This is a genomic window from Paenibacillus zeirhizosphaerae (genome assembly GCF_030705605.1).
Classification (GTDB): Bacteria; Bacillota; Bacilli; order Paenibacillales; family Paenibacillaceae; genus Paenibacillus; species Paenibacillus zeirhizosphaerae.
This window is the reverse complement of record NZ_JAPCKK010000016.1, coordinates 945,317-963,966: the sequence shown is the minus strand read 5'-3', so window position 1 is coordinate 963,966 and position 18,650 is coordinate 945,317. Positions and strand designations below refer to the sequence as shown.

Below are 18,650 nucleotides of genomic sequence, written 5' to 3'. Positions count from 1 at the left end.
GGATTTTACATGAAAAAGAGGAGTCCAAGATCAAAGGACCTTTGGGACTCCAGCATGATTTAAATATATACTTCTTCAATGGCCAGCTCCCGCTCTTTGGCCAGGTCAATGAAATACCCTTCATCCATTTTAATCAGCGGGCGGAAATAATCGACAGGATTATTCAGGATAATCGTGCCGGTCCGTCCATTAGTGAGCAGTACCTTCTTCTTGATAAAATTAGGCAGCATATGACGGATAAAGGTTTGAGTTGCTACCGGGTCCAAATGGCCGAAGCTCATGGAGTGCATTTCCCGCAAAACGGCCAGTAATTCCTGCTTGGATTGATAGACCCTGTTGGAGGTCATAGCGCTGTATACGTCCGCGACAGCCGTAATCTGTGCAAAAGGATGGATGTCCTCTTTAAACAAGCCATGAGGGTAACCCGTTCCGTTCTCACGTTCGTGATGCTGGAGTGCTACAATGGCTGAAACCTCATCTGTTGTTGAACTCTGGATGATATCATATCCGTACTGAGTGTGTTTCTTAACTTCACGGAATTCTTCTTCCGTTAATTTGGAAGGCTTGTTCAAAATATGAGCAGGGATCATACATTTGCCGATGTCATGCAGATAGCCGGCTTTGCCGGCCGCATACGCCTCTTCCTGGGAGTATCCCAGCCAAAGGGCAATATAATAAGATAAGACACCAACCTCAAGGGAATGATTGTATGTATACTCGTCTCCTTGGTCCAGCATCAGGAGCATGGAAACGACGTCCTTCTGATTGGCTAGTTCGTTGACAATGGGTCCGAACAGTTCATCCACTCGATGAGAATTGAACTGACCTGAAGCCGACGCAGATAAAAACATAGCTTCCACACCATCAATGGCATCGGTGAACAGAGGAACAACATGCGCAAGTGATTCAGCGGGGACCGGTTTATCCGGAGCAAAGCCGTATAAACTCTTGGACGCGCTCGATTCTATATCAATATATTCAATATTGTGCATCAACAGTTTGCTAATGTCTTCATGTCTAAGGGTGGTACCCTTGGTCAAGACTGGCACACCGTTGTCGTTGTATGCATCGCTCTGTAAGCAATCTCCTGGCTGGGCATCGGTGACGTGGACTCTCAATCGGTTCTACCACCTTTTTTTCTTGGAGTAATAAGAATACTATAGCTTAATATATCAAGAAAAAAATCCCATGACAACGACTTTTTTACTATGTTGATGGTGGTGCTAAGGGGTTCCAAGGTCCTAGTTGAGAACCTTTCCATTCGGAGCCATCTTTCCAAATTTCCTTCTTCCAGATCGGCACCTTATGCTTAAGGGTTTCAATGGCATAACGGCTTGCATCGTAGCATATATCACGGTGCGGTGCGGATACGGCGATGATGACACTAGCTTCAGCAATATCTACCTTGCCGGTTTTATGAGCAATCGCACACAGTGTACCAGGCCACCGCTCGGCTAATTCCCTGCTGATTTCGGACAGCTTGTTCAGCGCCATAGGCACATAGGCCTCATATTCTAAATGTACGGTGCGGCGTCCTTCTGTCATTTCCCTTGTCGTGCCGACAAATGCAAGCGTGGCCCCATGATTTGCCGTGATCACTTTAGCTGTAATTTCCTCGGGCGAAAGCGGGTTTTGGGTAATGATATGCAGACCGTCACTGCTCGTAAATACGGGATAGCTGGCAAGGCCGTCACCGCCGGAAACAGGGGGAATGACTGCGACCTCGTCACCTTCATGAATAGGGGATTCAAGGGCGGCAAACTCCTGATTTACGGCTATAAAAGATGATTGTATGGCCGCTGCGGCTTCAGGATAATTAGCTGCCAGTTGTGTCTTGACCTGCCCGGCAGTAACGGAAGGCTCCGTAAAACTCATCGTTACACGGGAAGATCCTATATGCTCGGCGAGCCCGGCAAACAGCAGGACTTCTATATTCATGGATGATTCACCTCAAGTTATGGGTTACTGCAACTTTTTAACTCCTTCAATATATCATATTGCCTAGTAAAATGTTATTCTTAACAATTAGATATCCTATATTCTTCACGGCTTGAACAAGCCGCATGCTAAGAACCGGACCCGTTATAGGAGGAAGGAACGGAATGGAATCCACTTATGAGCAAACGTTAACGATCCTGCATACGAACGATATCCACAGTCGTTTTGGAAGTATGCCTTCGCTCGCTGCCATGGCCGCAGAACAGAAGAGGGCCTGTGAAGGAGTCATGCTTCTTCTTGATATCGGTGATCATATGGATAGAATGGCCTCGGAAACGGAAGGCACCTTCGGTGGGGCCAATGTGGATGTTATCAACCTGACAGGTTATGACGCGGTAACCATCGGCAATAACGAAGGGCTGACATTCACCCCTGAGATGCTGGAGCAGGCCTATGCAGGGATTCAATGCCCGGTAGTGTGCGGAAATATCCGGGAGACGGCCACCGGGGCCCCTCCTGCCTGGATGATGGAATCCTTAGTGTTGAATAAGGAGGGCATCCGAATAGGGCTTGTTGCGGCAACAGCACCGTTTGCGACTTTTTACAGATTGCTGGGCTGGGAGGCAAGAGATCCGATTGAGAGTCTGAAGGAACAGGTAGCGGAGATTCGCGGTACTGTGGATGTTGTGATTGTGATGTCACATTTGGGGTTACATACTGATGAGAGGCTGGTCAAGGAAATCGAAGGCATTGATGTAATTCTTGGCGGCCATACACATCATGTGCTGGAGACGCCGCTGATGATCGGAGGTACAGCGCTCTGTGCCGCGGGCAAGCATGGCATGCTGCTGGGCAAGGTTGTTTTGGCCCGTTCGGGAGAGGATAAGGCCTTTAGGGTGATCACGGGGGAATGTCTGCCTTTGGACTCAACGATATTGGATGAAAGGGTTGCGGCTGCTATAGCCGTCCATCGTCAACAGGCGGAGATTCGTCTGCAGGAAACCGTAGCTTTTGCAGACAGAGCATGTTCCATTGCATATGAGAGGGAATCGGAGTTTGGAAATCTGATGGCACAGGCTGTCCGACATTTTACGGGCGCTCAGCTCGCCATAGTCAACTCGGGCCAGTTGCTTGGACCATTGCCCGAGGGCAGCATTTCCAAAGGGCTTCTGCATCAGTTATGCCCTTCACCAATCAATGCCTGCACGGTAAGCTTGAAAGGCTCTGCAATCCGTCTCGCGCTGGAGCAATCACTTTTACCCGAATTTGCCGATAAAAAGATTATAGGCTTTGGGTTCAGAGGAGAGGTCCTAGGCAGCCTGTGTGTTGACGGGATCCAAATCATATACGACCTGCTGCGAAATCCATATGACAGAATCATTGAAATCTGGCTGGGTGGCGAACTGCTCGTGGATGAAGAGATTTATAACGTGGGAACGCTGGATATGTTCACCTTTAAAATAGGCTATGAAAGCCTCGCCTCGGGAACGGAGCCGGAATACCGCTTGCCGGAATTTTTACGTGATTTAATTGGAATTGAGCTCCAGCGTCCAAATGCCCTGCAAGAAAGTATGGCATCCCGCTGGATTACAGTGCATGAGTAAGAAATAGGACATAGATAACCAATTCGTTATCATTGGTGCGGAAGAAGGTATAGCATATTGCGGCTTTTAGCGGTTAATTCATTGCGCCCGGGGATGATACTCGGCAAAAAAATTTATAATGAAGACGGATTGGTTCTGCTGGCGGAACAGGTGGAACTGAATGATCGGATTATCAAGCGTCTTGACGAGATGGGAATTGCATATGTGTATATACAAGACCCGCAAACGGATGATATCGATATTCCCGACATGATTCAGGAGCAAACGCGGCAGAAGGCGCTGCAGGAAATCCGAAATCAATTTAGAAAAATTTCCGGTACTTCCCTGCAGCGGTCTGTTTCTCATTTAGGCAAAGCTTTTGGCGGTGTCATGGAATCAATTCTGGATGATATCGGCAGCAGACAGGATACTATGATTTTGCTCAACGACTTGGGCGGCACAGATCAAAATTTATATCAGCATTCCTTGACGGTATGCCTATATACGCTGGTGCTTGGAAAAGCTAACGGTTATACCCGCCAGCAGCTCTTGGAACTGGGGATCGGTTCATTGCTTCACGATATTGGAAAAACACAGCTTCCTTCAAGTATTTTACTGAAGCCGGGAAAACTGACCCGTGAAGAGTATCTGGAGATACAGACACATACACTGCTTGGCTATCGTATTCTCAAAAAGGAACCTGACATCTCGCAGCTATCCGCGCTTTGTGCTTTGCAGCACCATGAACGGATTGACGGAACCGGTTACCCTAACGGGCTGGTGAACAGGGAAATTCATGATTATGCCAAGTGGGTGTCGCTTGCGGACTCCTATGACGCGATGACAGCGAATCGGAGCTATCGAGCGCCCTTGCTTCCTCATCAGGCAGTAGAAGTGCTCTATTCGGGGGCAGGCACCTTGTATGAGCAATATATGCTGGAGAAATTTCGTGATCGTGTAGCAATTTATCCATTGGGGCTTCCTGTCGTATTAAGCACAGGAGAAGAGGGAGTCGTCGTTCGTATTGATCCCCGCATCCCGCATCGTCCCGTGATTCGGATATTGAAGGATCGGGACGGGCAGGAGCTGGCGGCTCCCCATGAAATGGATCTGTCTAAAGTGTTGTCCGTCATCATTACGGAAGCGGGAGGGGTAAAAAAGGCAGAGGAGAATGCCAGATAGAGTTAACTCGTATTTCTCTGGAACGGTGCAGCAACCGTCCGCTTCGTGTTATGATATTGGATAGGAATTTTATATTCCATAAGAAAGCAGCATAACAAGAGGAATAAGGTGGAAAAATAAATGTCAGGATTATATGGCACAAGCCATTCGTTAAAACCTTTATCCCCGGAGTACGATCCGTGGGATCCCATTGATTCTTTAAAGCAATTCGGGAGACATACGCTTACAAGTGTGGAAATGACCGTGACTCATCTGTGCAATATGCGCTGTGAGCACTGTGCTGTCGGGGATTCGCTTGTGATGAAGGAGGAGCCTTTCCTGCCCTTGCCGCTGATGCTGAAGAGACTGGATGAGGTGGAAAACCTGCAGACAATCAGCATTACAGGGGGCGAGCCAGCCTTGATGGAGAAAACCGTTGACGAGATCATCGTTCCCCTGCTGAAATACGCCAGGGAGCGCGGCGTTCGTTCACAGATTAACTCCAATCTTACACTGGATATTGGCCGGTATGAGAAAATGCTTCCTTACCTGGATGTGATGCACATCTCACATAACTATACGGATGCTGACAACTTTTACGAGGTGGGCTTCGCAAATACGAGCCGTCCAGCTCCGCGGGAAGCAGCATCCCGTCTGTACGAGAAGATGATGAACAACGCCGTCAAACTGAGCAGCATGGGCATGTTCATTTCTGCCGAGTCTATGATTAATTACAGAACACATACGAAGCTGCCGGAAATTCATCGGCTAATTCAGGAGATGGGCTGCAAGCGGCATGAGGTGCATCCGATGTATGCGTCTAATTTTGCAGCATCTCTACCGGTCTTGTCCTTGGCCGACATGCGTTCGGCTATCCACCATCTGCTTGATCACCGTAATCCTGAGCTGTGGATGCTGTTCGGTACGCTTCCTTTCTTTTTCTGCTCCAGCACCTCTGAGGATCAGGAACTGTTGCGCCGCTTGCGGATAGAGCCGAACGTCACTGTACGCAATGACCCGGACGGGCGCAACAGGGTTAACGTGAATATGTTCACAGGTAATGTGTATGTTACTGATTTTGCGGATATCCCAGCCTTTGGTAACATTCATGACCAGAAGCTGGACGATATCTTCGGCAGTTGGATGAACGAGCATCCACTCTATCAGGCGGTCAATTGCCACTGTGCCGCCGCGAACTGCTGCGGCCCGAATCTGCTGGTTGCGGACATGTACTATAAAAATATTGATTTTAAAACGAAAAAAGCAATCATCTAATCAATGCCTCTATAGATAAGATGGAAAGAAGGAATAAGCCTTGGGCCATACCGAGTTTCATTTTGGAGAGTTGTTCATAAATCTATTCCTGGTGCTGCTGCTCGTATTTCTTAACGGGGTATTCGTAGCCGCTGAATTCTCCCTTGTGAAAATGCGCCAATCCCGACTAACCCAGCTTCAAAGCGAAGGGAATCGTTTGGCAGGTTATGCCGTTAAGGTGAATAGTAAACTGGATACCTATTTATCGGCAACGCAGCTTGGGATAACTTTGGCTTCTCTCGGGCTTGGCTGGCTTGGTGAGCCGGCTATATCCGAGCTTCTGGTAGAGCCGATCATGTATCGGCTGGGGGTTGCCGACGAGACATTCATCACGACAATTTCTGTCGTCATCGGTTTTTGTGTCATTACGTTTCTGCACATTGTGCTGGGCGAGCTTGCTCCTAAGTCGCTTGCCATTCAGCGGACAGAGGGAGTTGCTCTGCTGCTGTCTGCGCCGCTGCTGTATTTTTATAAGATTTTCTTTCCGGTGATTTGGGTGCTGAACGCATCCGCCAATAGGTTGCTGCGTTTGTTCGGTATTCAGCCGGCAAGCGAAGCGGAAGCGGCGCATTCGGAAGAGGAGATCCGCATATTGATGAATCAAAGCGCACAGAGTGGTGTCTTTGACAGCAATGAAATCAAACTGATGGATAATATTTTTGATTTCTCCGATCTGCTTGCCCGTGAAGTCATGAAGCCGAGAACCGACATGGATTGTCTGTATACGAACCTTTCCTTTGCGGAAAATTTGCAAATCATCAGCGAGACGAGGCACACGCGCTACCCGGTTGCCGTTGAGGACAAAGATCAGATTATCGGTTTTGTGCATATTGCAGATATTTTCCTGCCGGAGCGCGGGGAGCAGCCGGATCTGGCTTCGATTGCAAGACCGATTCTGAATGTCCCGGAGTCGATGGAAGTCAGTCAGGTGCTGCGTCTGATGCAGAAAAAGCATGTACAAATGACGCTCGTTATGGATGAGTATGGCGGAACGGCCGGGATGCTGACCGCTGAAGAAATTCTCGAGGAAATTGTAGGCGATCTGTACGATGAATTTGAAGATGAACGGCCTGCTGTAGAGATCGTCGGGAACACGGTATCTGTAGACGGTCGACTGCTCCTTGAGGAAGTGAATGAGGTGGCGGGAACGGCGATCGAGGATGAAGAGGTGGATTCGATTGGAGGCTGGCTGTATAAAGAGCTTGCAGGGAATACACAAAAAGGCCGGAGCATTATGCTGGAGGACTACAAAATCGAGGTGGAGGACTCGACCAAGCTGCGGATTTTAAGAGCGAAAATTCAGCGCATCCCGGTACAGCGAAATGATGAAGCCGCAGACGAGGCGCATTAAGTTACTTGAAGGAAGTGGATCATGTCTGGGAAACAACTGATTTTTATTTTATTAGGGCTCATCTTGTTGTATGGGATCTTTACCGTGGGAGCGCCTTTTCTGCTCGCATTTATCGTTGCGATATTTCTGGAACCGCTGGTTGGATTTCTGATGGGCAGGCTCAAAATGAGCCGGGTGGCGGCGTGTACGGTCAGTGGTACGGTATTTCTGTTGGTGCTGTTTGTTCTTGCTTATATCATGGGGGCTCGGTTGTTCGCACAGCTCATCGAATACTGGAGGAATGCTCCGTTCTACTTCCAGTCCGCCAATGAGTTTATACAGCATACGTTTGTTCAGGCTGAAGGCTTGTTCCGTCAGCTTCCTCCAGAGACGACGAACGGAATCGGGACATTTATGGAAAACGTGAGCAGCTACGCATTATCGCTCGTAAATACGCTCTCCGCCGGTGTGCTTTCGTTCGCGAAAGAAATACCGAATATGTTCATTTTCTTTATCGTGTTCTGTGTCGCTGTTTTTCTGTTTTCCTTCAGTTTGGATACGATGCGGGCTTCGGTGTTGTCCTTCTTTGAGGAAAAGTCACGTGATCAGGTAAGCGACGTTCTGGTCAGCCTCAAGAAGTCGATATTCGGCTTCCTGCGCGCCCAGATTATTCTGTGCCTGCTGACCTATGTAGAAACGCTGATTGGTCTGCTGATCCTTGGGGTTGATTACCCTCTGGCCATTGCGCTCCTGGTCATGGTCGTCGATCTTCTGCCGATCCTGGGTGTCGGTTCCGTTCTTGTTCCGTGGGCTGTGTACCTGTTTATTACCGGTGACATCTTCACAGGCATTGGTCTCCTCATCCTCTTTATCGTGATTACGGTGCTGCGCAGAGTCATTGAGCCGAAGGTGATTGGTGATGCTGTCGGCATAGGAGCCCTTCCCGCCTTGGTCAGCCTGTACGTAGGATTCAAGCTAGTGGGTGTCATCGGCTTTTTCATCGGACCTCTTGTCATCATTATTTACTCCGCTATACGGAAGGCGGGCCTTTTTCAAATCAAAATCAAATTTTAAAAGGGCAGCCAGCTGTCCCCGTAAAAGTTCCCCAAAAGCCGAACGGCCTGCGGGGGACTTTTTTGTTGCTTTTGTGCAGGTTGTTCGCGAATTTCGGTTCAGCTTTGCTCAAAGTACGCATAGGTTTGAAATAGAGGTTCCACAGCCGGCAAGCCATTCATAAGTATACTCGGTTTCAGCTTCGAGAGAAGGAAGGAGGCATCTGTTGTGAAGGACGCGAATGAAATGCACACCAAGAACGCCATGCAGTTTCCGCAGGAGGGGGTATATGCCCCATTTATCGGTCCCTTTGATCCCTGCCCGCCGATCAAGCTCAAAACGTACAGTCTTCCGCCCAACCTGTTTATCGAGTTTCAGCCCCCCGGTCTGCCCCAGTTCAGCCCCAGAGAGGCCTTGAGACTAGGCACCCTGTGGCCAGACTTATACAGTCCGTATAAGTCCAAGAAGAACACAAAGGAGGCTGACGGAGGATGAGCATTGAGCAGCAGCCGACCCAGCAGCCAGTACCCTGTGACAAACAGTATTATGAGCTGCTTGAACGGCTTCAGGAGCTTGATTTTGCCCTAGTGGAGCTCAATTTGTATCTGGACACCCATCCCAATGATTTGCAAGCGATTGAACAATACAACCGTCTGACACGTGATCGTATGCAGGCAGCCCATCATTTTCAACTGTTGTATGGGCCGCTTCAGAACTTTGGTCATGCTTATTCCAAGTATCCCTGGGAATGGAGTAAGGCGCCCTGGCCGTGGCAGGTATAAACCGGGTGTTCCGGGTGAGGAGATGGTTCTGTGTGGATTTATGAAAAAAAGCTGCAGTATCCAGTACGTGTCAGCAAGTGTGATCCCCATATGGCCAAATTGCTGCTGGAGCAGTATGGAGGTGCGGACGGAGAGCTGGCTGCAGCACTCCGTTATCTAAATCAGCGCTATACGATCCCGGACAAAGTCATCGGACTGCTCAATGACATTGGTACCGAAGAATTTGCTCATCTCGAGATGATCGCAACGATGGTCTACAAGCTGACGAAGGATGCCACGGTGGAGCAGCTTAAGGCCGCCGGGCTAGATCCCCATTATGTGGCGCACGACCGTGCTCTATTTTACGAAAATGCAGGCGGGGTTCCATGGACAGCGGCGTACATTCAAGCAAAGGGAGATCCGATTGCCGATCTGTATGAAGACATCGCGGCAGAAGAAAAGGCACGTGCTACATACCAGTGGCTGATCGACATGACGGATGATGTCGACCTGCAGGACGGTCTGAAATTCCTCCGTGAGCGCGAGATCATCCATTCTCTACGCTTCCGTGAGGCAGTTGAAATATTGAAAGAGGATCAGGAATCGAAGAAGGTGTTTTGAACATGAGCATGTGCCCCATAAGAAAGGACGGTTGGAATCAAGCGTCCTTATATGGGGCAGTTTGATTTTTATGAAAATTCGTTCTTCGCGGTTTAATCAGTAAATAGCCCAGCAATCAGCATCGACCTTTCTTAGGGCTGGTTGCGCTCGCGTGATGACCTGCGTAGGAATAGAAAACAAATCACAGCTACTCCCAGAGCTAGAAGAGCATATACGGTATTGGAATACAGGTCCATGTAACCTACGATCGTTTCCCAGGAAGCTCCAACTGCTGAACCTATATACACCAGAGCGGTATTCCATATTAGAGAACCAAGTGTAGTGAGGATCAGAAACGGTAGAAAGCTCATCCCCGTGCTCCCGGCGGGAATGGAGATCAGACTGCGAATTAAGGGGACCAAACGGCCCAAGAACACAGCCCATGTCCCATACTGATCGAACCAGGCATAGGTTTTCTGAATATCTTCGGGCTTCAAGCGAAAAAATTTTCCATAACGAATGATGAGCCATTCAAGTCGATCTGCAGATAAAAGCCTTCCGATACCATAGAGACAGATGGCTCCGGCGACTGAACCGGCGGTAGCGGCTGCGATGACTCCGATGATGCTCAATCCCGATGTAGTGGTCATGAACCCCCCAAAGGTAAGAATGACCTCCGAGGGAATAGGGGGAAACAGATTCTCCAAAGCGATAAGCAGAAAAACGCCCAAGTAACCGTAACCGTTCATGATTTCGATAATCCATTGTTCCATTTTCAGCACACTCCTTAGCTTGTTAAGAAAAATATTGCTTCAGTTTTCGGTAAATGAATCTATCCAAAACCTTGTACAACATGAATAGCGTGATGAAGCAGACGCCATATACAGCAAGCACGACCTGAAAAATAAACAACAACAATATACCAGGGGCAATCATTTGTGCGATTATGGCCAGCAGGAGTACCGAGGCCAACAAAAGTAAAGCGTAACCCATCAAATAATGATGACCATGCGTTTCGAAGGGCCTCGTATGCTTGGACATGGAAAGAAATTCTTTGACTTTAAACTGGTTAATGGCTTCCTTGGCGGCCTCCTTTTTTGACCTTCCTTGGTGCTCCAGATCCGCTGCAAAATCCTCCAAATAATTCTGTAGTTCCATTTTGTCCTCTTTGTTCAGTGCGAGTTGAGCTACGTAAGCAGGGATATCATTTTGCTTGTGGTACAGGCTGTTCACCCGAATATGTCCCACATAGTTTGCGCCGCTCCAGACGGCCGCCAATGTGAAGGAAACATAATACGAGACGGATAGCCAAAATTGGTCGTCAGGATTGAAATGCTCGTCACTAAAGAAAGTAACGATACAAATTACAATAGAGAGCAGCAATATCCAGGCGTATCTTATTTCTCCCAAGCTGAATATTTTTCGTGAAAGATTCGTCACTTTTCTCACCTCCCCAGTTCAAATGAACCGATTTACAATCTCGGTTGTTTTCTTCCAGTCTGCAACGAATTTTGCAAGCATTCGTCGACCTTCTTCGGTTACCGAATAATATTTGCGTCGGCCTCCGTGGCTTTGATCCCCCCAATATGCGGAAATCGCCCCCTGCTTTTCCAGACGCTTCAACGAAAGATACATCGTTGCCTCCTGAATTTCGAACGCCCCCTCCGTTTGTTCTTTAATGGTTTTGGAGATTTCGTAACCGTAATTATCTTGCCTGACCAATACAGACAGAATGAGGAGATCGATCGTTCCTTTCAGCATTTCCGCATTCATTGGCAACCCCTCCAGACTAATTACTCAATAATATTGAGTACATAAACAGCATAAGGTATATTACTTAATAATGCAATGTATTTAAAAACAAAAAGGAGGACGCAGCACCGTCCCCATGAGCTTCAATAAGCTCGTAGCCTATATGTTGAAGAAGAATGTATATTTAGGTTTTGATGACTAAAATTTTCTTTTTGCAATGTTGAAATAACGAAATAGAATTTAAAGAATCGATAATACCACCAGAAAGGCGGTTTGAGAATTTGTTTGCCAAGTTTCCTTTTTTCTGGAGTACTGTGTTGCGTGTTGTTGCTTTTACAGCAGGGATGTTTAACCCTTATCTGGATTTAAAGTGGAAAGTTATTGTATTTATTTTGGTTTGTGTAGTCGATATTTTAGAACCAGATTCAGAGGGGCGGCCCAAGTGGCTTAATGTCTCAGTAGCTTTTATTTTAGGTCTGCTTGTGAGTTACATCATATACCCTTTTATTGAGAAATGAGCCTGAAATGAAGCTCAGGTGGGAAGAAACAAATTGTTACAGGAGCCGAATCAGTAAAAAAATGATCGCAAAAATGCCGACAACGATGAGCAGGTTGACTACATTTTGTAAAAGGCTGTAAGTTCCGGCCAAATGCTGCCGTTCCATTTCTTCATGCTTTTTCTTGTGTGCTTCAGGATCATATGGATCAGGCGGGTTTCTGAAATCCATCCGAAGAATGACCTCCTTCTGTATGATATTTACATTATAATATAATATCTCTAAGAGATTTTGATTCAAGAGGTGAACAATGTGGGGATAAAACTAGCGACAGAAAAAGAAATTCATTGGGTCAATGAGCAGTATCAATATATCGGTTTTGTTCCAAGCAGCCTGGACAATGAGAAGGTTGCAATTGTTACACATGATGAAAAGCCTGCAGGTGTAGGAAGAATTGTTTATCTGAATGAAGAAGAAGCCGAAATCGGCGGGATTTATATCCTGAATGAGTTTAGAGGGCTCTCGCTTGCTTATGAGCTGGTGGATTACCTGGTGCAGGAGACCCAATTGGACCATTTGAAAAAGGTGTACTGTCTTCCTTTTGAGGAACTAAAGGACTTCTACCAGAAATTCGGGTTCAGAGAATGTGATATGGAATTGGAACAGATTAACAGTAAAGTACTGAGCAAATATCAATGGTGTTTGCAGAACTATTAAGAAGAAAGTTCTGTTATGTGCATTGCATTTAGGTTGGGCGCATCACGATTCAGGGGGCATATGATTCTTATGATTTTCTAAGAGGTGATTGGAGTGAGATAACGATTTGCGCGAAACTCTACGTTAAAAGCTGAAATACTTGTACTCAAACATAAGCTTGTTCACTAACCGCTTCCGGTTTTGACCGGAGGCGTTTTTTTGTGGTTCTCAATTTTCGTCAAAAAAAAAGATATTGACAAAATGAGTTTATTCAAATAACTTGTATATAGACATAATTGTTTCCTTAGGGAAACTTATTGTACATAAGTTATTTTTTTTGCATATGTAAAAAATTTAATGGGGGAGGTCATGAATCATGAAAAAAAAGCATGTTCAGAAGCGGAAGGTGGCTTGGTTCTACTTGGTATTAGGACTGTCGCTGGCACTCTCAGCTTGTTCTTCAACTGAAGGGGGAGCGGAGGCAGAAGCGCGCGATCCGGAACAGCCATTGCATGTTGTGACGACCATTGCGCAAATTGCGGAACCCGTCTCAATTATTGGAGGAGAGCGGGTTCAGGTAGAAAGCTTGATGGGACCGGGTGTGGACCCGCATTTATATAAACCGACTCCTGGAGATATTCAGAAGCTGGATGGCGCCGAAATGATTTTGTACAGCGGCCTGCATCTGGAAGCAAATATGGTCAAGGTGTTCGAGCAGCTTGGAAAAAACAAACCTGCAATAGCGATTGGAGATACTATTCCACAGGAACAGTTATTGAAGGATCCGGGGGGAGCGATCGATCCGCATATCTGGTTTGACATTGAGTTGTGGAAACAAGCGCTTGAAGCGGCAGCGGAGGAACTGAAAAAGGCTTCACCTGCGGACGCGGAATATTTTGAAGCGAACAAAACGGCCTATTTTGCGGAGCTGGACCGGTTGAAGCAGGAGGCGGCAGACAAAATGGCGGACATTCCCGAGGAGAAGAGAGTGCTCATTACCGCGCATGATGCCTTTGGATATTTCGGGCGTATGCTGGACCTTCAGGTGGTGGGACTGCAAGGACTGAGCACCGAGGATGAAGTTGGATTATCGGATATAGAGCATACCGTTGATCTGCTGCTGGAGCATAATGTTCCAGCCGTATTTGTGGAAAGCAGCATCAACCCGGCTTCTGTCAACGCAGTCATCGAAGGTGCACAGCAGAAGGGGCTGCAAGTCTCCCTTGGCGGTGAGCTGTTCTCTGATGCCATGGGAGCGGAGGGGACGGAAGAAGGTACATATATTGGCATGTACCGTCACAATGTAGACACGATCCATACAGCTCTGGGAGGAAAGGGGGAATAAACGTGGATAGCGTGCTGAATGTAGACAGTCTTACTGCTTCATATCGTAAAAACAAAGTGCTGAACCATGTGAATTTCAAGGTGCAGCCCGGAACGTTGACGGCCATCGTGGGACCTAACGGGGCAGGAAAGTCCACCCTGCTTAAGGTGATCCTGGAGCTCCATCCCCGTCTATCGGGAACGGTGTCCTGTTTTGGTTCGACCTATGCACAGGTTAAATCAAGGATTGGTTATGTGCCACAGCGGGGGACAGTGGATTGGGACTTTCCGACGAACGCCCTGGATGTCGTGATGATGGGACTGTATGGCAGGATCGGCTGGCTGAAGTGGCCCAAGCGCGAGCATCGGGAGTTGGCGATGTCCGCACTGGAAGAGATGGGACTTGGCAGCTATGCAGACCGCCAAATCAGCCAGTTGTCGGGCGGACAGCAGCAGCGCGTGTTTCTTGCGCGGGCGCTTGTTCAGGATGCTGATCTGTATTTCCTCGACGAGCCGCTGGCAGGGGTGGACGCGGCAACGGAGAAGGTTATTATGGACACCTTGAACACGCTCAAAAGCAAGGGACGGACAGTGATGGTCGTACATCATGATTTACAGACGGTCGAGGAATATTTCGATCATGTGCTGATGCTGAATCGGACTGTCATTGCCCACGGTGCTACAGCGGAGGTATTCAATCAAGCCAATATCACGAGAACCTATGGCGGCTCATTACGGTGGATGGGAGATCGGCTGGGATGATCATATTGTCTGCGAACACGCAATGGGTGCTGCTGAGCACCATGATGCTGGGCATGGCGGCTGGTGTGATCGGCTGCTTTGCTTATTGGAAGAGACAAAGCCTCATGAGCGATGCGCTATCCCATGCTGCGCTTCCGGGCGTTGTTGCCGGATTCGCTGTCTTAGGGGCGAAGAGCCTGCCGTTCATGATGGCTGGTGCGACCATAAGCGCCTTGCTTGGCGCGCTGTTCATTCACTGGATTCGCACATCAAGCCGCGTCAAGGAAGACGCGGCGATGGGGATTGTGTTGTCTGTCTTTTTTGGACTGGGCATCATGCTGCTTACGCTCGTCAACAAGATGCCGGGTGGACAGCAAAGCGGGCTGGACAGTTTTATTTTCGGCCAGTCCGCATCCATGGTGAGACAGGATGTATACACGATGATTGGCATTACGCTGCTCGTATTCATTGTTGCGCTTGCAGCGTGGAAGGAATGGAAGCTATTTTTGTTCGATCCGCAGTTCGCCGCAGGACTCGGGCTGTCCGGCCGTCTGATGAACATGGTGTATATGATCCTTCTGGTGCTCGTTATTGTCGTCGGAATACAGGCGGCAGGAGTCATTTTGATGGCAGCGCTTCTGATTATACCCAGTGTAAGCGCCCGTTACTGGACTCATTCCTATGCCGTGATGCTGGGGTTATCTGCTTTGTTCGGGGGAGGCTCGGGCATTGCGGGCACACTGATCAGCACTTTGGGAAACGGGTGGCCGACAGGGCCTTTTATCGTTCTGTCTGCTTCTTCCCTCTTTGTGGTTTCGTTAGTATTTGGCTCACGCAAAGGAATGCTTGTCATGTTCCTGCAGCAGCGTAATCAGAAGATGGCATTGTCGAAGCAGTCTGTCGGTCGAGATGCCATTGAAAGGGGAGGGTAACCTATGTCTTATACCGGATGGATATTAGTGACCGCATCCTTGGTTGGGCTGTCCTGCGGCTTCATCGGCGTGCTTCTGATTTTGCGCAGAATGGCTATGATGGCCGATGCGATTAGCCATACGGTGCTGCTGGGCATTGTGGTCGCCTACCTCGTTACGCGCGAATTAAGCGGTGTGCACATGCTCATCGGTGCTGTGGCAGCCGGTCTGCTTACCTCGCTGTTTGTTCAATGGCTTCATGTGCGAGGCGTGCAGCAGGAGGCCTCAATCGGGGTTGTATTTACCTCTTTATTTGCGATGGGGGTTGTCCTGATTGCCACACGGGTGGGCAATGCCCATCTGGATATACAGCATACGCTGATGGGGGAAATCACCTTTATTCCCTGGGAGCTCATGAAGCTTCCGTGGATCGGTGAAGTGCCTGAAGCTGTTTTTCTATTGTCATTGGTCTTGATCACTGTATTGGTGATAATTATTGCTTTCTATAAGGAATGGAAAATAACTTCGTTTGATCCTGCGCTGGCTGCAAGTCTGGGGATTCCCGTCGTCCTGATGCACTATGTGTTCATGTCTATGGTCTCGATTACCACGGTTGCTGCATTTGACGCCGTCGGAGCCATTATGGTTGTGGCCATGCTGATTACGCCGGCGGCAGCCGCCTATTTGTGGACAGATCGCCTGCTGGTCATGATGGGGCTGAGCGGGTTGTTCGGGGTGTTGTCCGCATTTATGGGATATTATATAGCGTTGTGGCTAGACACTTCGATTTCCGGATCTATGGCTTTCTCGACGGGAATCGTCTTTATGGTTAGTTTTCTGTTCTCACCGCGGCATGGGCTTGCCGCCAGGCTGGTTCGCCCTGTCGACGTTGATGCTTAAGAATAACAATTCAGCCTTGACATTTAATCAGCTTTCAGCGCATATAAAAGATAGGTTATCTTTCCCAATCCTATATCGGGTCTCGATTGACTGGAGGTTGGAGCAGGTGGACTGCGGCCTCATCCCGTGCAGCCAACCATGATTCAATTTAGATACTATAACGATGAATTATACGAGTTTTTCTGAATCTATCTGCACATGTTGAGACTGCCGCAAACGGCAGTCTCTTTTGCCCGTTCAACCAAGGAAGGGAGTGTCTGGCATGATTGAAAAGTTATTTCTCCTATTGGGGATTGTCTTAATTCTTGGCGGTTGTACTACCGACTTAACGGATCCGCCGCGTTATGAGGGAAGAAGCCTGGAGATTGGCGTGATAGGAGATGCTTCAAGCATAAGTGCCGGAAATGTGAGCTTCACCAATGTAACCTTTGATGAACTGGAAGATGCCGGGCTTTCGGCGAAATTTGATGCTGTTATCATAATGAAGGAGCACCTGGCCAAAGCGGCGAATCCGGAATACTCTGCAGTATATAAAAGCGCCGGTATCCCGTTTTTCTTTATGGAATCGGAGAAATCGTACGTTCCCTTCACTGAAGAGGAGTTGTCTTATGAAGAGGTTCCTGATTTGTCATCTGACCTCTATGCTACGGGGGTTATCCAAACAGGAAACGAATTCAAGTATTGGGACTTTGGATTGCAAAACGACAAGAAAACGGAAGCTCATATTGCGGATGTCTACGCAAGAATATTTACCACTGTCGAATCGTTACAGTCAGGGAATAGCAGCAGTCCGGAGGGGGATATATGAAGCTGTTTCATTTTAGCGAGGAAAGCTTGATTGAAGTTTTTGTACCTAGAGTGAAAGAAAACCGAAGAGATATGCCGCCTGTTGTCTGGGCTATTGATGAAGCTCATGAATTTACGTTTTATTTTCCCAGGCAGTGCCCCAGAATTGTGTATCGAAGGTCGGATGACATAAATGAGGTGGACCGGAATAAATTTTTCGGTGTGACTTCATCAAATGTTGTAGTTACTGTGGAAAAGGATTGGTATGAACGAATCAGGGATACAACGATTTACAGGTACCTTTTCCCCACAGAATCCTTTCAATTGTTCGATGAGATTGCCGGGTATTACATCTCTCAACAGACGATTGTCCCTCTCGGGGTTGAACCGCTTGATCATCTGCCGGAAAGGCTCATGCAGCTTTCTGTCGAGCTCAGATTTACGTCCAGCCTGATCCTGTTAAGAAATGCGCTGGTTAGCTCAACCGTAAAACATTTTGGGGTACATAAATTCACAAACGCCAAAGGCGGATTTTAAATTTATCGATCCTGGAGAAGGCCTTAAAAGGAGGGGCGCGTTATGATGACATAATCAGTTATCGACACAAGGTTGAAAGAGTGGGTTTCGAGTTAAGGGAGGAGAACCCCGACAGGAGCAAAAGGTATTTTCGTGAAGTGCCGGGAACACGAAGAATCCATGTCCATGTAAGACAAGCGGGAAGTCTGTCCGAGCAAATGACCTTGCTCTTCAGGGACTATTTACGTACACATCCGGAGGACGGCTTGAGGTACGCTCAGGAAAAACACCGGCTAATGAAACTATACAAGGAAGAACGTCCGAAATATGTCGAAGGAAAAGGGCCGATAGTTTGGGATATATTACAGAAGGCCCATATCTGGTCGCAAGAGATTGGGTGGAAGCCAGCAGTATCTGATAGATAGCAAAAACTGTATGAAAGTAAATATGCCTAATTTTTTTTAAATCAGTTCTTTTTTCATGGTTCAAAAGGAGGGATTTATGAGAAAGGTGTCGAATGTAGACATCTATTCAGGAATTGAGGTGATAGAGATGAAGTCTACATACAAGACATTAGATACAGATTTGGAATTATTTGCAGCCGCCGTCTCTCAAGTTAAGGTTTATGTAGTCATGCCGATGAATAATAAGTTAAACATTGTCGTCAACAGTGGAGGAATGATTGAGAAATTCACTCCTGAAGCCGTAAAAATAAACGGGGGATTCTATTTCAGAGACCGTTTTGAATTCAGAACAGAGATATAGACTATACCGGCGTGCCGGTAGGT

Annotated in this window: 24 protein-coding genes; 18 read left to right on the top strand and 6 right to left on the bottom strand. The window is 47.7% G+C overall.

The annotated features are described in order from the left end of the window. Positions 1–59: 59 nt before the first annotated feature. Together OIN60_RS14200 and moaD are read right to left on the bottom strand one after the other, a co-directional pair. Positions 60–1,118, bottom strand: a complete 1,059-nt coding sequence (locus tag OIN60_RS14200) for an HD-GYP domain-containing protein (RefSeq protein ID WP_305755492.1) — start codon at positions 1,116–1,118, stop codon at positions 60–62. Positions 1,119–1,206: 88 nt separating this feature from the next. After that, complete coding sequence (moaD, locus tag OIN60_RS14195) at positions 1,207–1,938, bottom strand: molybdopterin converting factor subunit 1 (protein WP_305755491.1); 732 nt, start codon at positions 1,936–1,938, stop codon at positions 1,207–1,209. A 164-nt stretch (positions 1,939–2,102) separates the two neighbouring features. On the opposite strand from moaD, the gene OIN60_RS14190 reads away from it, so the two are divergent. The 8 genes from OIN60_RS14190 to OIN60_RS14155 all read left to right on the top strand — a co-directional run bounded on the left by OIN60_RS14190 (position 2,103) and on the right by OIN60_RS14155 (position 9,761). Then, positions 2,103–3,542 carry a bifunctional metallophosphatase/5'-nucleotidase gene (locus tag OIN60_RS14190; protein ID WP_305755490.1) on the top strand — a complete coding sequence of 480 codons (1,440 nt, stop codon included), beginning with the start codon at positions 2,103–2,105 and terminating at the stop codon, positions 3,540–3,542. A 57-nt stretch (positions 3,543–3,599) separates the two neighbouring features. Beyond that, positions 3,600–4,703 (top strand): HD-GYP domain-containing protein, encoded by a 1,104-nt coding sequence (locus tag OIN60_RS14185; RefSeq protein ID WP_305755489.1) that lies wholly within the window; start codon positions 3,600–3,602, stop codon positions 4,701–4,703. Between the two features lie 120 nt (positions 4,704–4,823). Beyond that, complete coding sequence (yfkAB, locus tag OIN60_RS14180) at positions 4,824–5,957, top strand: radical SAM/CxCxxxxC motif protein YfkAB (RefSeq protein ID WP_305755488.1); 1,134 nt, start codon at positions 4,824–4,826, stop codon at positions 5,955–5,957. A 40-nt stretch (positions 5,958–5,997) separates the two neighbouring features. Beyond that, the gene (locus OIN60_RS14175) at positions 5,998–7,347 is read left to right on the top strand and encodes a hemolysin family protein (protein ID WP_305755487.1); all 1,350 of its coding nucleotides are present in this window, start codon (positions 5,998–6,000) and stop codon (positions 7,345–7,347) included. 21 nt (positions 7,348–7,368) lie between these two features. Further along, on the top strand, positions 7,369–8,400 hold the full coding sequence (ytvI, locus tag OIN60_RS14170) for a sporulation integral membrane protein YtvI (RefSeq protein WP_305755486.1): 1,032 nt from the start codon (positions 7,369–7,371) through the stop codon (positions 8,398–8,400). Between the two features lie 243 nt (positions 8,401–8,643). Beyond that, positions 8,644–8,874, top strand: coding sequence for a spore coat associated protein CotJA (locus OIN60_RS14165; protein WP_305755568.1), 231 nt, complete (start codon positions 8,644–8,646; stop codon positions 8,872–8,874). Next, complete coding sequence (locus tag OIN60_RS14160) at positions 8,871–9,161, top strand: spore coat protein CotJB (RefSeq protein ID WP_305755485.1); 291 nt, start codon at positions 8,871–8,873, stop codon at positions 9,159–9,161. Before OIN60_RS14165 ends, OIN60_RS14160 begins: the two co-directional genes overlap by 4 nt. A 30-nt stretch (positions 9,162–9,191) precedes the next feature. Next, positions 9,192–9,761, top strand: a complete 570-nt coding sequence (locus OIN60_RS14155) for a manganese catalase family protein (RefSeq protein WP_305755484.1) — start codon at positions 9,192–9,194, stop codon at positions 9,759–9,761. A 131-nt stretch (positions 9,762–9,892) separates the two neighbouring features. Here the strand turns inward: OIN60_RS14155 and OIN60_RS14150 are convergent, their stop codons facing one another. From OIN60_RS14150 to OIN60_RS14140, 3 genes are read right to left on the bottom strand one after another with little or no spacing between them, the layout of a single operon-like run. After that, positions 9,893–10,513, bottom strand: a complete 621-nt coding sequence (locus OIN60_RS14150) for a DedA family protein (RefSeq protein ID WP_305755483.1) — start codon at positions 10,511–10,513, stop codon at positions 9,893–9,895. 22 nt (positions 10,514–10,535) lie between these two features. Continuing rightward, a complete protein-coding gene (locus OIN60_RS14145; RefSeq protein ID WP_305755482.1) occupies positions 10,536–11,180 on the bottom strand; it encodes a hypothetical protein in 645 nt (214 codons plus the stop codon). Between the two features lie 18 nt (positions 11,181–11,198). Further along, positions 11,199–11,513 (bottom strand): PadR family transcriptional regulator, encoded by a 315-nt coding sequence (locus tag OIN60_RS14140; protein ID WP_305755481.1) that lies wholly within the window; start codon positions 11,511–11,513, stop codon positions 11,199–11,201. A 260-nt stretch (positions 11,514–11,773) separates the two neighbouring features. On the opposite strand from OIN60_RS14140, the gene OIN60_RS14135 reads away from it, so the two are divergent. Beyond that, positions 11,774–12,010 carry a hypothetical protein gene (locus OIN60_RS14135; protein ID WP_305755480.1) on the top strand — a complete coding sequence of 79 codons (237 nt, stop codon included), beginning with the start codon at positions 11,774–11,776 and terminating at the stop codon, positions 12,008–12,010. 36 nt (positions 12,011–12,046) lie between these two features. Here the strand turns inward: OIN60_RS14135 and OIN60_RS14130 are convergent, their stop codons facing one another. After that, positions 12,047–12,220, bottom strand: a complete 174-nt coding sequence (locus tag OIN60_RS14130; RefSeq protein WP_305755479.1) for a hypothetical protein — start codon at positions 12,218–12,220, stop codon at positions 12,047–12,049. 81 nt (positions 12,221–12,301) lie between these two features. On the opposite strand from OIN60_RS14130, the gene OIN60_RS14125 reads away from it, so the two are divergent. The 9 genes from OIN60_RS14125 to OIN60_RS14085 all read left to right on the top strand — a co-directional run bounded on the left by OIN60_RS14125 (position 12,302) and on the right by OIN60_RS14085 (position 18,627). Continuing rightward, positions 12,302–12,706: a GNAT family N-acetyltransferase gene (locus tag OIN60_RS14125; protein ID WP_305755478.1), complete on the top strand. Its 405-nt coding sequence runs from the start codon at positions 12,302–12,304 to the stop codon at positions 12,704–12,706. 355 nt (positions 12,707–13,061) lie between these two features. Then, a complete protein-coding gene (locus OIN60_RS14120) occupies positions 13,062–14,030 on the top strand; it encodes a metal ABC transporter solute-binding protein, Zn/Mn family (protein ID WP_305755477.1) in 969 nt (322 codons plus the stop codon). Positions 14,031–14,032: 2 nt separating this feature from the next. Next, positions 14,033–14,770, top strand: a complete 738-nt coding sequence (locus OIN60_RS14115; RefSeq protein ID WP_305755476.1) for a metal ABC transporter ATP-binding protein — start codon at positions 14,033–14,035, stop codon at positions 14,768–14,770. Next, a complete protein-coding gene (locus OIN60_RS14110; RefSeq protein ID WP_305755475.1) occupies positions 14,767–15,681 on the top strand; it encodes a metal ABC transporter permease in 915 nt (304 codons plus the stop codon). Before OIN60_RS14115 ends, OIN60_RS14110 begins: the two co-directional genes overlap by 4 nt. Before the next feature lie 3 nt (positions 15,682–15,684). Continuing rightward, on the top strand, positions 15,685–16,560 hold the full coding sequence (locus OIN60_RS14105; RefSeq protein ID WP_305755474.1) for a metal ABC transporter permease: 876 nt from the start codon (positions 15,685–15,687) through the stop codon (positions 16,558–16,560). A 262-nt stretch (positions 16,561–16,822) separates the two neighbouring features. Then, a complete protein-coding gene (locus OIN60_RS14100) occupies positions 16,823–17,368 on the top strand; it encodes a hypothetical protein (RefSeq protein ID WP_305755473.1) in 546 nt (181 codons plus the stop codon). After that, positions 17,365–17,883, top strand: coding sequence for a DUF6886 family protein (locus OIN60_RS14095; RefSeq protein ID WP_305755472.1), 519 nt, complete (start codon positions 17,365–17,367; stop codon positions 17,881–17,883). Before OIN60_RS14100 ends, OIN60_RS14095 begins: the two co-directional genes overlap by 4 nt. Further along, complete coding sequence (locus OIN60_RS14090; RefSeq protein WP_370872496.1) at positions 17,856–18,287, top strand: GrpB family protein; 432 nt, start codon at positions 17,856–17,858, stop codon at positions 18,285–18,287. Before OIN60_RS14095 ends, OIN60_RS14090 begins: the two co-directional genes overlap by 28 nt. A gap of 76 nt (positions 18,288–18,363) precedes the next feature. Further along, on the top strand, positions 18,364–18,627 hold the full coding sequence (locus OIN60_RS14085) for a hypothetical protein (protein WP_305755471.1): 264 nt from the start codon (positions 18,364–18,366) through the stop codon (positions 18,625–18,627). Positions 18,628–18,650 lie beyond the last annotated feature (23 nt).

Coding starts and splice junctions, on each gene's coding strand:
- moaD (WP_305755491.1), bottom strand. CDS start 1,938: ATGAATATAGAAGTCCTGCTGTTTGCCGGGCTCGCCGAGCATATAGGA.
- OIN60_RS14190 (WP_305755490.1), top strand. CDS start 2,103: ATGGAATCCACTTATGAGCAAACGTTAACGATCCTGCATACGAACGAT.
- yfkAB (WP_305755488.1), top strand. CDS start 4,824: ATGTCAGGATTATATGGCACAAGCCATTCGTTAAAACCTTTATCCCCG.
- ytvI (WP_305755486.1), top strand. CDS start 7,369: ATGTCTGGGAAACAACTGATTTTTATTTTATTAGGGCTCATCTTGTTG.
- OIN60_RS14165 (WP_305755568.1), top strand. CDS start 8,644: ATGCAGTTTCCGCAGGAGGGGGTATATGCCCCATTTATCGGTCCCTTT.
- OIN60_RS14160 (WP_305755485.1), top strand. CDS start 8,871: ATGAGCATTGAGCAGCAGCCGACCCAGCAGCCAGTACCCTGTGACAAA.
- OIN60_RS14150 (WP_305755483.1), bottom strand. CDS start 10,513: ATGGAACAATGGATTATCGAAATCATGAACGGTTACGGTTACTTGGGC.
- OIN60_RS14140 (WP_305755481.1), bottom strand. CDS start 11,513: ATGAATGCGGAAATGCTGAAAGGAACGATCGATCTCCTCATTCTGTCT.
- OIN60_RS14130 (WP_305755479.1), bottom strand. CDS start 12,220: ATGGATTTCAGAAACCCGCCTGATCCATATGATCCTGAAGCACACAAG.
- OIN60_RS14120 (WP_305755477.1), top strand. CDS start 13,062: ATGAAAAAAAAGCATGTTCAGAAGCGGAAGGTGGCTTGGTTCTACTTG.
- OIN60_RS14110 (WP_305755475.1), top strand. CDS start 14,767: ATGATCATATTGTCTGCGAACACGCAATGGGTGCTGCTGAGCACCATG.
- OIN60_RS14105 (WP_305755474.1), top strand. CDS start 15,685: ATGTCTTATACCGGATGGATATTAGTGACCGCATCCTTGGTTGGGCTG.
- OIN60_RS14100 (WP_305755473.1), top strand. CDS start 16,823: ATGATTGAAAAGTTATTTCTCCTATTGGGGATTGTCTTAATTCTTGGC.
- OIN60_RS14095 (WP_305755472.1), top strand. CDS start 17,365: ATGAAGCTGTTTCATTTTAGCGAGGAAAGCTTGATTGAAGTTTTTGTA.
- OIN60_RS14085 (WP_305755471.1), top strand. CDS start 18,364: ATGAGAAAGGTGTCGAATGTAGACATCTATTCAGGAATTGAGGTGATA.